At 68.7% G+C, this 12,985-nt stretch carries 12 protein-coding genes and 1 riboswitch; of the genes, 10 read left to right on the top strand and 2 right to left on the bottom strand.

Features of this window, described 5'->3' with window-relative positions:
* The 3 genes from ABZ928_RS33895 to ABZ928_RS33885 form a co-directional block, all read left to right on the top strand.
* A partial coding sequence (locus tag ABZ928_RS33895) for a cbb3-type cytochrome c oxidase subunit I (RefSeq protein WP_361527377.1) occupies positions 1 to 900 on the top strand: 900 nt, incomplete at its 5' end.
* Positions 897 to 1,295 (top strand): cytochrome c oxidase subunit 4, encoded by a 399-nt coding sequence (locus tag ABZ928_RS33890; RefSeq protein ID WP_361527375.1) that lies wholly within the window; start codon positions 897 to 899, stop codon positions 1,293 to 1,295. The genes ABZ928_RS33895 and ABZ928_RS33890, both read left to right, overlap by 4 nt.
* A gap of 152 nt (positions 1,296 to 1,447) precedes the next feature.
* Positions 1,448 to 2,710 carry an Ig-like domain-containing protein gene (locus ABZ928_RS33885; RefSeq protein ID WP_361527373.1) on the top strand — a complete coding sequence of 421 codons (1,263 nt, stop codon included), beginning with the start codon at positions 1,448 to 1,450 and terminating at the stop codon, positions 2,708 to 2,710.
* Between the two features lie 81 nt (positions 2,711 to 2,791).
* On the opposite strand, the gene ABZ928_RS33880 is transcribed toward ABZ928_RS33885, so the two are convergent.
* Positions 2,792 to 3,193 carry a hypothetical protein gene (locus ABZ928_RS33880; RefSeq protein ID WP_361527371.1) on the bottom strand — a complete coding sequence of 134 codons (402 nt, stop codon included), beginning with the start codon at positions 3,191 to 3,193 and terminating at the stop codon, positions 2,792 to 2,794.
* A gap of 171 nt (positions 3,194 to 3,364) precedes the next feature.
* On the opposite strand from ABZ928_RS33880, the gene ABZ928_RS33875 reads away from it, so the two are divergent.
* The 7 genes from ABZ928_RS33875 (at position 3,365) to ABZ928_RS33845 (ending at position 12,683) form a co-directional block, all read left to right on the top strand.
* Entirely contained in the window at positions 3,365 to 3,985 is a 621-nt protein-coding gene (locus ABZ928_RS33875; protein ID WP_361527369.1) for a heme-copper oxidase subunit III, read from the top strand.
* Between the two features lie 81 nt (positions 3,986 to 4,066).
* The gene (locus tag ABZ928_RS33870) at positions 4,067 to 4,876 is read left to right on the top strand and encodes a c-type cytochrome (protein WP_361527367.1); all 810 of its coding nucleotides are present in this window, start codon (positions 4,067 to 4,069) and stop codon (positions 4,874 to 4,876) included.
* On the top strand, positions 4,873 to 5,928 hold the full coding sequence (locus tag ABZ928_RS33865; RefSeq protein ID WP_361527365.1) for a Rieske 2Fe-2S domain-containing protein: 1,056 nt from the start codon (positions 4,873 to 4,875) through the stop codon (positions 5,926 to 5,928). The genes ABZ928_RS33870 and ABZ928_RS33865 overlap by 4 nt, the downstream gene beginning before the upstream one ends.
* The gene (locus tag ABZ928_RS33860; RefSeq protein WP_361527363.1) at positions 5,925 to 7,559 is read left to right on the top strand and encodes a cytochrome bc complex cytochrome b subunit; all 1,635 of its coding nucleotides are present in this window, start codon (positions 5,925 to 5,927) and stop codon (positions 7,557 to 7,559) included. The genes ABZ928_RS33865 and ABZ928_RS33860 overlap by 4 nt, the downstream gene beginning before the upstream one ends.
* A 139-nt stretch (positions 7,560 to 7,698) precedes the next feature.
* On the top strand, positions 7,699 to 8,763 hold the full coding sequence (gene trpD, locus ABZ928_RS33855) for an anthranilate phosphoribosyltransferase (RefSeq protein WP_361527361.1): 1,065 nt from the start codon (positions 7,699 to 7,701) through the stop codon (positions 8,761 to 8,763).
* Positions 8,764 to 8,837: 74 nt separating this feature from the next.
* A riboswitch (SAM riboswitch) is annotated at positions 8,838 to 8,954 on the top strand.
* 145 nt (positions 8,955 to 9,099) lie between these two features.
* On the top strand, positions 9,100 to 10,461 hold the full coding sequence (locus ABZ928_RS33850) for an aminotransferase class V-fold PLP-dependent enzyme (protein WP_361527359.1): 1,362 nt from the start codon (positions 9,100 to 9,102) through the stop codon (positions 10,459 to 10,461).
* Between the two features lie 65 nt (positions 10,462 to 10,526).
* Complete coding sequence (locus tag ABZ928_RS33845) at positions 10,527 to 12,683, top strand: serine/threonine-protein kinase (RefSeq protein ID WP_361527357.1); 2,157 nt, start codon at positions 10,527 to 10,529, stop codon at positions 12,681 to 12,683.
* Here ABZ928_RS33845 and ABZ928_RS33840 read toward each other — a convergent pair.
* On the bottom strand, positions 12,680 to 12,961 hold the full coding sequence (locus ABZ928_RS33840) for an Lrp/AsnC ligand binding domain-containing protein (RefSeq protein ID WP_108013337.1): 282 nt from the start codon (positions 12,959 to 12,961) through the stop codon (positions 12,680 to 12,682). The two genes, ABZ928_RS33845 and ABZ928_RS33840, sit on opposite strands and share 4 nt — an antisense overlap.
* Between the last annotated feature and the right edge of the window lie 24 nt (positions 12,962 to 12,985).

Below are 12,985 nucleotides of genomic sequence, written 5' to 3'. Positions count from 1 at the left end.
GGCATCATCTCCGAGGTCATCCCGGTCTTCTCCCGCAAGCCGATGTTCGGCTACATGGGCCTGATCGGCGCGACCATCGCGATCGCGGGCCTGTCCGTGACGGTGTGGGCCCACCACATGTACGTCACCGGCGGTGTGCTCCTCCCGTTCTTCTCCTTCATGACGTTCCTCATCGCCGTCCCGACAGGCGTGAAGTTCTTCAACTGGATCGGAACGATGTGGAAGGGGTCCTTGAGTTTCGAGACCCCGATGCTCTGGGCCACGGGCTTCCTGATCACCTTCACCTTCGGTGGTCTGACCGGTGTCATCCTGGCCTCGCCGCCGATGGACTTCCATGTCTCGGACTCCTACTTCGTGGTGGCGCACTTCCACTACGTGGTGTTCGGCACCGTCGTCTTCGCGATGTTCTCCGGCTTCCACTTCTGGTGGCCGAAGATGACCGGCAAGATGCTCGACGAGCGCCTCGGCAAGATCACCTTCTGGACGCTGTTCATCGGCTTCCACGGCACCTTCCTGGTCCAGCACTGGCTGGGTGCCGAGGGCATGCCCCGTCGTTACGCGGACTACCTCGCGGCCGACGGTTTCACCGCCCTGAACACGATCTCGACGATCAGCTCGTTCGTCCTCGGCGCGTCGATCCTGCCGTTCCTCTACAACGTGTGGAAGACGGCGAAGTACGGCAAGAAGGTCGAGGTCGACGACCCGTGGGGCTACGGCCGTTCGCTCGAGTGGGCGACGTCCTGCCCGCCGCCGCGGCACAACTTCCTCACCCTGCCGCGGATCCGCAGCGAATCCCCGGCGTTCGACCTGCACCACCCGGAGATCGCCGCTCTCGACCAGCTCGAGAACGCCCCTCACGGTGAGAAGGCTCTCGCGGGCGGCAAGGAGGCCGGCAAGTGAAGATCCAGGGCAAGATGTTCATGTGGCTGAGCGTCTTCGTCCTCGCCATGGCGGTTGTCTATGGCGTGTGGTCGAAGGAGCCGGCCGGTACCACGGCGCTCTTCCTGGCCTTCGGCCTGTGCATCATGATCGGCTTCTACCTGGGTTTCACGGCCCGGCGGGTCGACGCGGGCGCGCAGGACAACAAGGAGGCGGACGTCGCGGACGACGCCGGCGAGGTCGGGTTCTTCAGCCCGCACAGCTGGCAGCCGCTGTCGCTCGCCATCGGTGGCGCGCTGGCGTTCCTGTCGGTCGCGATCGGCTGGTGGCTGATGTACTTCTCGGCGCCGCTGATCATGATCGGTCTGTGGGGCTGGGTCTTCGAGTACTACCGCGGTGAGAACCGCACCCAGTAGCACGAGCTGAGCTCAAGGGAGCCCGGACACTCCGTCAGGAGGGTCCGGGCTCCCGCTTTTGCAGCAGTTTCCCTCGCTGAATGCAGCAGTGTCGGTCCCTCGTCCGAGTTACCCACCGCGCCAGGGCTGACAAAGCTTCTTAGCGTGAGGTCATGAGCCAGACTCCGCGTACGCGCACCGTCATCTCCTGCACGCTGCTGGTCGTCGCCCTCACCGCGGGCGCCACCGCATGCAGCGGCGACGGCAACCCGCTGTCGGCGGCGCCGTACGACGCGGCGGACCAGATCTCCTTCAACGGCCCCTCGGGCGACGGCAAGAAGGCCGACCCGGACAAGCCCCTGGAGGTCACCGCCGAGGACGACGACGGCCGCATCACGGACGTCACCGCCATGGACGCCACGGGACGCTATGTGGCGGGCGAACTCTCCGCCGACGGCACCCGGTGGCACAGCACCACCCCGCTGGCCGCCAGCGCCCGCTACACGGTGCGGGTGAGCACCGAGGACGAGGACGGGGCGCCCGGCCGCGAGGTCCTCGCCTTCGACACCGGCAAGCCCCTCACCAAGAAGCGGCTGAAGGTCACCTTCGGCCCCAAGGCGGGCAAGTACGGCGTCGGCCAGCCCATCACCGCCGAACTCAGCAAGCCTGTCAAGGACAAGGCGCAGCGCGCCGTCGTCGAACGGGCCCTCAAGGTCGACTCGATGCCCGCCGTGGACGGCGCCTGGCACTGGGTGGACGACAAGGAACTCCACTACCGCCCCAAGGAGTACTGGCCCGCCCACGCCACCATCCAGGTGCACAGCAACCTCGACGGCATCAAGATCAGCGACCGTCTGTGGGGCGGCACCGCCAAGCCCCTCAGACTGACGACCGGCGACCGCGTCATCGCCGTGACGGACGCCTCGTCACACTCCCTGACGTTCTACAAGAACGGCGAGGCGATCAACGAGATCCCCGTCACCACCGGCAAGCCCGGCTTCGAGACCCGCAACGGCGTCAAGGTCGTACTCGGCAGGGAGTACTTCGTACGGATGCGCGGCACCAGCATCGGCATCGCCGAGGGCTCCTCGGAGTCGTACGACCTGCCCGTCTACTACGCCACCCGCCTCACCTGGAGCGGCGAGTACGTGCACGCCGCCCCCTGGTCCGTGGGCTCCCAGGGCTACGAGAACGTCAGCCACGGCTGCACCGGCATGAGCACCGGCGACGCCGAGTGGTTCTACGACAACATCCACGAGGGCGACGTCGTCAAGGTCGTCAACTCCTACGGCGACACCATGGAGTCCTTCGGCAACGGCTTCGGCGACTGGAACCTCAACTGGAAGAAGTGGCGCAAGGGCAGCGCCCTGGTCGGCGGAACCCCGGAGGGCCCGAACCCGCAGGAGAGGGCAAGACTGCGCCCCGAGAGCGCCTGAAAGGCGCTTTAGGGGCGCGGGGAACTGCGCGACAAGCCACGACGGGCCCGCAGTCGCCGAACGACGAGCGGCCCCGTGCTCCTAGGCGCTCAGAGCCTTCTTCGCCCGCAGCAGGGAAGCCAAGGCAGCCGCGAACTCCACGGGATCCACCGGCAACGTCACCGCGGCCTCCGCCCGGCTCCACGTGGCCAGCCACGCATCCTGCGGCCGCCCGATCAGCAACAGCACCGGCGGCGCGTTGAACACCTCGTCCTTGATCTGCCGGCACAGCCCCATGCCACCCATCGGCACGGCCTCGCCGTCCAGGACACAGACATCGATCCCGCCCTTGTCCAGCTCGCTCAGCACCGCCGCAGGCGTAGCGCACTCCAGGAACTCGACCAGCGGCACATCGGGAGCGGGTCGCCTGCCGGAGGCGAGCCGCACCTGCTCGCGGGTGTTGGCGTCATCGCTGTAGACCAGCACCGTGGCGGTCGCCTGCATCGTTCCTCCGCGCGTCATTGGTCGGGTACCGATGCGGCGGATGCTACTCCCTTGAACACCCCGTCAACACCCGCTTGAACACCCCCGCGATGGGCCATACGGGCAGTACACACGTGCCGAACACTCCGAACGGCACCCCCCGGAGTGAGGGCGGGATAAGCGACCGACATAATGTCGGTCGTGGCGACAGCAACGACAGTAGAAACCGGGCACGCGCACCCGTCGGTCAACCGGCCGAACCTCACCAGCGTCGGAACCATCATCTGGCTGAGTTCCGAGCTGATGTTCTTCGCGGCCCTCTTCGCGATGTACTTCACCCTGCGATCGGTGACCGGTCCGGATCACTGGAAGGAAATGGCCGAGAGCCTGAACTTCCCGTTCTCCGCGACCAACACCACGATCCTGGTGCTCTCCTCCCTCACCTGCCAGCTCGGCGTGTTCGCCGCCGAGCGCGGTGATGTGAAGAAGCTCCGGATGTGGTTCATCGTCACCTTCGTGATGGGTGCGATCTTCATCGGCGGTCAGGTGTTCGAGTACACCGAGCTGGTCAAGAAGGACGGGCTCTCGCTCTCCTCCGACCCGTACGGCTCGGTCTTCTACCTGACCACCGGGTTCCACGGCATGCACGTGACGGGTGGCCTCATTGCCTTCCTGTTCGTTCTCGGCCGCACCTACGCGGCCAAGAGGTTCACTCACGAGCAGGCGACCGCCGCCATCGTCGTGTCCTACTACTGGCACTTCGTCGATGTCGTCTGGATCGGTCTCTTCGCCACGATCTACATGATCAAGTAGCCGGAGCCCGAACCCACGCGCGTTCTCGAAACGCACATTCCAGAAGCATCGACGCAGAAGATCCTGACACCGGGGTAATCCGTGAAAAAGCTCTCCGCACGACGACGCCATCCGCTGGCGGCGGTCGTCGTCCTACTCCTCGCGCTGGCGGCCACTGGGGGGCTGTACGCCGCGTTCGCACCCGCGAGCAAGGCGCAGGCCGATGAGACCGCCCAGTCCCTCACCATCGAGGAGGGCAAGAAGCTCTACGCCGTAGGCTGCGCAAGCTGCCACGGCACCGGTGGTCAGGGCACCACCGACGGCCCGAGCCTGGTGGGTGTGGGCGCCGCGGCCGTCGACTTCCAGGTCGGCACCGGCCGTATGCCGGCCCAGCAGCCGGGCGCGCAGGTCCCGAAGAAGAAGGTCATCTACACGCAGGCCGAGATCGACCAGCTCGCCGCGTACATCTCCTCGCTCGGCGCCGGCCCGGCCGTCCCGACGAAGAACGACTACAGCCCTGAGGGCGCGGACATCGCCAAGGGTGGCGAGCTGTTCCGCACCAACTGCGCGCAGTGCCACAACTTCACCGGCAAGGGCGGTGCGCTCACGCACGGCAAGTACGCGCCGTCGCTGGAGGGTGTCGACCCGAAGCACATCTACGAGGCCATGCAGACCGGCCCGCAGAACATGCCGTCGTTCCCCGACAGCACGCTGTCGGAGCAGAACAAGAAGGACATCATCGCGTACCTCGACGCGGTCAACGGTGACGACACCGAGAGCCCCGGCGGTCTTGAGCTGGGCGGTCTCGGTCCGGTCAGCGAGGGCCTGTTCGCCTGGATCTTCGGACTCGGCGCGCTGATCGCGGTCGCCGTCTGGGTCGCCGCTCGGACCGCAAAGGCCAAGAAGTCATGAGTAGCCAAGACATTCCAGAAGAGAACCTGCCCGCTGAGCAGGACGCGCACGGTGCGGTAAGCGTCGCGGACGAGAAGGACCCCTTCGCCGACCCCGGTCTGCCGCCCCACGAGCACCGAGTCCAGGACATCGACGAGCGGGCCGCCAAGCGGTCCGAGCGTGCGGTCGCCATGCTGTTCACGCTGTCGATGCTGGCCACGGTCGGCTTCATCGCCTCGTATGTGGCGGTCCCGCACGACAAGTCGATCTTCGTGTTCCCGATCGGTCACATCAACGCGCTGAACTTCGCGTTGGGCCTGACCCTCGGCATCGCGCTCTTCTCGATCGGCGCGGGCGCGGTCCACTGGGCCCGCACCCTGATGTCCGACGAGGAGGTCGCCGACGAGCGGCACCCGATCGAGGCGTCCCCCGAGGTCCGTGCGAAGGTCCACGCGGACTTCAAGCAGGGCGCCAAGGAGTCGGCGCTCGGCCGCCGCAAGCTGATCCGCAACACGATGTTCGGCGCGCTGGCCCTGTTCCCGCTCTCCGGCGTCATGCTGCTGCGCGACCTCGGCCCGCTCCCCGGCACCAAGCTCCGCCACACCATGTGGCGCAAGGGGCTCCAGCTCGTCAACATGAACACCAACGAGCCGCTGCGTCCCGAGGACGTCGCGGTCGGGTCGCTCACCTTCGCCAAGCCCGAGGGCCTGGAGGAGCACGACGAGAACTTCCAGACCGAGATCGCCAAGGCGGCCCTGATGATCGTCCGGCTCCAGCCGGACAACATCAAGGACAAGCGCGAGCTCGAGTGGTCGCACGAGGGCATCGTCGCGTTCTCGAAGATCTGCACCCACGTGGGCTGCCCGATCTCGCTGTACGAGCAGCAGACACACCACGTGCTGTGCCCCTGCCACCAGTCCACCTTCGACCTCTCCGACGGTGCCCGAGTGATCTTCGGCCCCGCCGGTCACGCTCTGCCGCAGCTGCGCATCAGCGTGAACGACGAGGGCTACCTCGAGGCGCAGGGCGACTTCGAAGAGCCTGTCGGTCCTGCCTTCTGGGAGCGCGGATGAGCACCAACGCCAACACTGCGGAGCGGCGCGGCAAAGCGCCCGCCGGCGAGCGAGTCGCCGACTGGGCCGACGGCCGCCTGGGGATCTACTCCCTGGCCAAGGCCAACATGCGCAAGATCTTCCCCGACCACTGGTCGTTCATGCTGGGCGAAGTGTGCATGTACAGCTTCATCATCATCATCCTCACGGGTGTGTATCTGACGCTGTTCTTCCACCCGTCGATGAACGAGGTGGAGTACCACGGCAGCTACGTCCCGCTCCAGGGACAGCTGATGTCCGAGGCGTTCAACTCGACCATGCACATCTCCTTCGATGTGCGCGGTGGTCTGCTGATCCGGCAGATCCACCACTGGGCGGCGCTGATCTTCCTCGCCGGCATGTTCGTGCACATGATGCGCGTGTTCTTCACGGGTGCGTTCCGCAAGCCGCGTGAGGTCAACTGGCTGTTCGGCTTCCTGCTGTTCGTCCTGGGCATGTTCACCGGCTTCACCGGCTACTCGCTCCCGGACGACCTGCTCTCCGGCACCGGTGTCCGCTTCATGGAGGGCGCGATCCTGTCCGTGCCGATCGTCGGCACGTACCTGTCGTTCTTCCTCTTCGGCGGCGAGTTCCCGGGCGGCGACTTCGTGGCCCGCTTCTACTCGGTCCACATCCTGCTGCTGCCGGGCATCATGCTCGGCCTGATGGTGGCGCACCTGATCCTGGTCTTCTACCACAAGCACACGCAGTTCGCGGGCCCCGGAAAGACCAACAACAACGTGGTCGGCATGCCGCTGCTGCCGGTCTACATGGCCAAGGCCGGAGGCTTCTTCTTCCTGGTCTTCGGTGTCATCGCGGCCATCTCGGCGATCGCCTCGATCAACCCGATCTGGGCCATGGGCCCCTACCGTCCGGACCAGGTCTCCACGGGCGCCCAGCCCGACTGGTACATGGGCTTCTCCGAGGGCCTGATCCGTGTCATGCCGGGCTGGGAGATCAACCTCTGGGGTCACACGCTCGTCCTGGGCGTGTTCATCCCGCTGATGATCTTCCCGCTGGTCCTGGTCGCGATCGCGGTCTACCCGTTCATCGAGTCCTGGGTCACCGGCGACAAGCGCGAGCACCACATCCTGGACCGCCCGCGCAACGCGCCGACGCGTACCGCCTTCGGTGTCGCGTGGATCAGCTGGTACATGGTGCTGCTCATCGGTGGTGGAAACGACCTCTGGGCCACGCACTTCCACCTGTCGATCAACTCGATCACCTGGTTCGTCCGGGTCGCGTTCTTCGTCGTGCCGGTGCTGGCGTTCGTCATCACCAAGCGGATCTGCCTCGGCCTCCAGCGCCGCGACAAGGACAAGGTGCTGCACGGCCGCGAGTCCGGCATCATCAAGCGCCTGCCGCACGGTGAGTTCATCGAGGTGCACGAGCCGCTCAGCCAGGACGCGCTGCACACGCTCACCGCGCACGAGCAGTACGAGCCGGTCGCGATCGGCGCCACGGTCGACGAGAACGGTGTCGAGCGCAAGGTGACGGGTTCCGAGAAGCTGCGCGCCAAGCTGAGCAAGGCGTACTACGGCGAGGACTCCCAGATCCCCAAGCCGACCGTCGAGGAGTACAAGGAGATCACGAGCGGCCACGGCCACCACTGATCACCAGCGTCGCCACACGCGGTGGAAGGGCCCCCGTCCGGTCTTCGGACGGGGGCCCTTCGCCGTGTCCTGAGCTGGATAGGGTGGGCTCACACTGTTGGTGAACGCCTTTCTTCTTACGACACTCAGGAGCGGCCTTATGAGCGCTGTGACCCCCGCTGGAGGCGACACCGCGGCGGGCCGTTCCTGGCCCGAGGTACTGAACGCCCTGCTGTACGGCCGTGACCAGAGCGCCGATGCCACGGCCTGGGCGATGGACCAGATCATGCGGGGCGAGGCGACCGACGCGCAGATCGCCGGGTTCGTGGTGGCGCTGCGGGCCAAGGGCGAGACGGTGGAGGAGATCACCGGGCTCGTGCGGGCGATGTACGAGCACGCCAATGTGATCGAGGTGTCCGGGCAGACCGTCGACATCGTCGGCACCGGCGGCGACGGCGCGAAGACGGTGAACATCTCCACGATGTCCTCGCTCGTCGTGGCCGGCACCGGCGCGAAGGTCGTCAAGCACGGCAACCGGGCGGCCTCCTCGGCGTCGGGTTCCTCGGACGTGCTGGAGAAGCTCGGCGTCAACCTCGACCTGACCCCGAAGCGGGTCGCCGAGGTGGCCGAGGAGGCCGGCATCACCTTCTGCTTCGCCATCAAGTTCCACCCGGCGCTGCGTCACGCGGGCGCCGCCCGCGGCCAGTTGGGCATCCGCACGGTGTTCAACGCCCTTGGCCCGCTGACCAACCCGGCGAAGGTCAAGGCGCAGGCGGTGGGTGTCGCCGACCCGCTGATGGCGCCGATCGTCGCCGGTGTCTTCGCCGAGCGCGGCAACTCCTCCCTGGTGTTCCGCGGCGACGACGGCCTCGACGAGCTGACGACGACGGCCACCTCGCACGTCTGGATCGTGCGGGACGGCAAGGTCACCGAGGAGAGCTTCGACCCGCGCGACGTCGGCATCGAGCTGGTCCCGGTGGAGGCGCTGCGGGGCGGCGACCCGGCGCACAACGCCGAGGTCGCCCGACGGCTGCTCGACGGTGAGACGGGCCCGGTCCGGGACGCCGTCCTGCTGAACTCGGCGGCCGCCCTCGTCGCCCTGCATCCGACCGGCGCCCCGCTCGCCGAGCAGCTGCGGGCCGGGATGGCGAAGGCCGCGGAGTCGATCGACTCGGGCGCGGCGAAGCGGACGCTGGAGCGCTGGGTCGCGGCCAGCAACAAGTAGCCGTACCGATGGTCGTCCCGCGATCCGGACACGGGTTGCGGGGCGACGATCACATCGCGTACGTTCCTGTACCAGGTCATGAGTGACAGTCATGAGGCCCCGGCCGACTGTCCGGCAACCCTCCGTCCGTGGCGGGGTGCCCCGGGTGAAGACCAGGCCGTAGGCAGCGAGGTCTACGGCAAGCGCGGGCCCCTCTCGAAACCAGGGGTCCTGGTCGTTCGAGGGAGTCTTCCGTGAGCAAGCGAATGCGATAGGGCTGCCGAGCCCCGCCTCCGCGCACCCTTTTCCTCTTCTCCGCATGCCCTGCTTCGGCATGCCCTCTCACGGGAGTTCCCCATGTCTGTCTCCACCGCTGCCGCCGCCCAGACCATTTGTGCCCAGCTGCCCGTTCTGGGCCGGGATGTCACCGTCCCGCTCGTCACGGGTGGCGAGGTCACCTACGCGGCCCTCGACTACGCGGCCAGCGCCCCCGCTCTCCAGCGCGTCTGGGACGACGTGGCGGCGTACGCGCCCTACTACGGCAGCGTGCACCGCGGCGCCGGCTACCTCTCGCAGCTGTCGACCGACCTCTTCGAGAACGCCCGCAAGACCGTCGCCGAGTTCCTGGACTGCCGCGTCGACGACCAGCTGGTCTTCACCCGCTCGACGACGGACTCCCTCAACCTGCTCGCGCGGGCCCTCCCCGCCGACTGCCAGGTGTTCGTCTTCGAGACCGAGCACCACGCGAGCCTGCTCCCCTGGAAGGACGCCCGGGTCACCTACCTCAACGCCCCGCGCACCCCGGAGCAGGCCGTCGAGACCCTGGAGAAGGCCCTCGCCGACCGTGACCCGTACGGCCCCGCCCTGGTCTGCGTGACCGGCGCCTCCAATGTCACCGGCGAGCTGTGGCCGGTGCGCGAGCTGGCCGCCGCCGCCCACGCGCACGGCGCCCGGATCGTGCTGGACGCCGCCCAGCTGGCCCCGCACCACCCGGTCTCCGTGCGGGACCTCGACGTCGACTGGGTCGCATTCTCCGGGCACAAGCTGTACGCCCCCTTCGGCTCCGGCGTCCTCGCGGGCCGCGCCGACTGGCTCCGGGCCGCCGACCCCTACCTCGCGGGCGGTGGCGCCAGCCGCAAGGTCACGCGGCGCGAGGACGGCGGTGTGGACGTGGAGTGGCACGAGAGCGCGGCCCGCCACGAGGCCGGCTCCCCGAACGTGATCGGCGCCTACTCCATCGCCTCGGCCTGCAAGGCGCTCACCGAGGCCGGTTTCGACACCCTGGTCGCCCGCGAGCAGCACCTGATCGAGACGGTGAAGGCCGGTCTCGCCGAGGTCCCCGAGGTCCGGATCCTCTCCCTCTTCGGCGACGACGCCCCGCGCGTCGGCGTGATCTCCTTCGTCGTCGAGGGCTGGAACAGCTCCCACTTCGCCGCCGCCCTCTCCGCCGAGTACGGCATCGGTGTCCGCGACGGCCTCTTCTGCGCCCACCCCCTCGTCCGCACCCTCCTCGGCAGCGACCCGCAGACCCAGGGCGAGTGCGGTGCCCCGGAGGCCGCGCCCGGCGAGAAGTCGCTCAACGCGATCCGGGTCAGCTTCGGCGCGGGCACCCCCGACGAGCACGTCGAGCGTTTTGTGACCGCCGTGAAGGAGCTCGTCAGGGACGGGGCGAAGTGGCGGTACCGCACGGAGGACGGCCGTTGCGTCCCGGCCGTCTGAGCGGCTGACGGGCCTGCGTATACGCTGCCCCCGCGGCATGTTCACGTTCGACGGGGGAGCAGGAAGTGCAGGCGCTGCGCGCGACGGACCCACGCAGGATCGGCCCGTACGAGGTACGGGGACGGCTCGGCTCGGGCGGCATGGGCGAGGTCTACCTCGCCGAGTCGCGGACCGGGCTGCGGCTCGCGGTGAAGGTGGTGCGCTCCGAGTACGCCACCGACCGCACCTTCCGGGCCCGGTTCCGGCAGGAGGTGCGGGCCGCGCAGACCGTCGGCGGGACGGGGACGTACACCGCGCGCGTGGTCGACGCCGACCCGGAGGGCGAACACCCGTGGATGGCCACGGAGTTCGTGGAGGGGCCGAACCTGCGCGACGCCGTCCTCGACGGCGGGGCGCTGCCCGAGCGGGCGGTGCGGGTGCTGGGCGCCGCGCTGGGGGAGGCGCTGGGCGCGATCCACGGGCGCGGCCTGGTGCACCGGGACCTGAAGCCCTCCAACATCCTGCTGGCCCCTGACGGCCCCCGCGTCATCGATTTCGGGATCGTACGGGCCCTGGAGGCCACGGCGATGACCCGCACGGGCGCGATCGTCGGCTCGGTCGGCTATGTCTCGCCCGAGCAGATCCGCAACGGCGGCCAGGTCGGTCCGCCGAGCGACGTCTTCTCCCTGGGCGCGGTGCTGGCGTACGCGGCGAGCGGCCGTGAGCCCTTCGGCGAGGGGCAGGACTCGGTGATCCTGCTGCGCATCCTGACCCGGGACTTCGACCTGACCGGCATACCGAAGGAACTGCTGTCGCTGGTGGAGGAGTGCCTGAGGGACGAGCCGGGGGAGCGGCCGACGCCGAAGGACGTCGTCGCGGCCATGGGCGGTGCCCCGGACGGCGGTCTGCGTCCGGGCTGGTTCACCGCCGGGGGCCCGGAGACCGTGGCTTCCCAGGGTGGCGAACTCTGGCTTCCGGAGCGGGAGTCGGGGGAGCGGGAGAGCCGGGTCGAGTATGTGGCGCCGGTGGTGGTGACGGAGACGGCGGTGCCCGAGGTGCCGTCGACTCCGGCGCGGCCGTCGCGGCGCGGGCTGCTGCGCCTCGCCGCGGGCGGGGCCGCGGTCGCCGCCGTCGGGGGAGCGGGCGGCTGGTGGTGGCTCGGGCGGTCGGACGAAGGGGCCGGTACCGAGGGGAAGAGCGGGAGCGCGAGCTCGCCGGGGAGGACCGTCGCGCGGAAGGCGTCCGTGGGCTGGACGTACGAGGACGCCGGCCCGCCGAGGGTGGCCGGGGGTGCCCTCGGGGCGCTGTCCGCCGACGGCCGGACGCTGTACTTCGCCGGGGACGACGGGACGCTGCGGGCCCTGGTCAGCGACGGCGAGGAACGCTGGAAGGCGTCCCTCTTCAAGGGGGCGTCCTTCGTCACCAGGCCGGTCGTCACGGCCGACGGGATCTTCGTCGCCGCGGTCAACGAGGCCGCGGGCGAAACGGGCCGGCTCATCGCGGTGAGCGCCGACGGCGAGGAGATGTGGACGCGGGATCTGCCGAGTCCGTTCTTCCAGCAGCCCGCGGTGTTCGGGGGCCATGTCGTCGTAGGGTCCGCGAAGGGCACGTTCGACGGTCCGGGTGTCGTGCAGGCGTACGACGGCCGGGGCAAGGTGCGCTGGGACGCGGCGGTGGGCGGCGCGCCGCACGAGGAACTCGTCGTGGCCGGCGACGTCCTCTACGTGCCCTGCTACGACAACCACCTCTACGGGGTCCGCGAGGGCGGTGCCGCGGAGTTCGACGCCAAGATGGACGGTGATGTGGGACGGCCCGCCGTCAGCAGTGACACCGTGGTCGTGAGCACCGGGAACCAAGCCGCCGAGTTGTTCGGGCTGGATCTGGCGGGCCGTCTGAACTGGCGGGAGCCGGACCTCGAAGGTTCCTACGTCCCGGCGAACGCGGACGCCTTCGCCTTCCTGGGGGTGACCAACTTGGGGGCGGTGCTCAAGGCGATCACGGCGCGCGGGGACGTGGTCTGGTCGCACGGAGGGGGTGGGGCCTTCTCCGACCCGGTGCTCGTGGACTCCACGGTGTACGTGCGTACCGACACCGAGGTCCACGCCCTCGACCTGAAGGGCAAGGTGCTCTGGGAGGCCGAGGTGGGCCCCGACCCGGGCGTCCTGCTGACCCCCGTCGTCCACGGCCGCCGTGTCTACGCCGGCACGAACAAGGGCATCGCCGCCCTGGACGTCAGCGGTTAGCTGTCGAGGCCGATCGCGAACGCCGCTTCCAGGTCGTGCTGGGAGTACGTGCGGAACGCGACGTGCGTGTCCGTCGCCTCCACGCCCGGGATCTTGCTGATGCTGCCGGGGATGACCTCGGCCAGGTCCTCGTGCTGCTTGACGCGGACCATGGCGATCAGGTCGTAGGTGCCGGTGACGGAGAAGACCTCGCTCACGGAGTCCAGCGCCGCGATCGACTCGGCGATCTCGGGGATCCGGTCCACGCTGGTCTTGATGAGGACGATCGCGGTGATCACGGCTGGTTCTCTCCCTCGGGGGCC

This window comes from Streptomyces sp. NPDC046909, from assembly GCF_040644695.1.
Lineage (GTDB): Bacteria > Actinomycetota > Actinomycetes > Streptomycetales > Streptomycetaceae > Streptomyces.
Note: the sequence above shows the minus strand (reverse complement) of the source record. Positions and strands in the feature narration are given on the sequence as shown.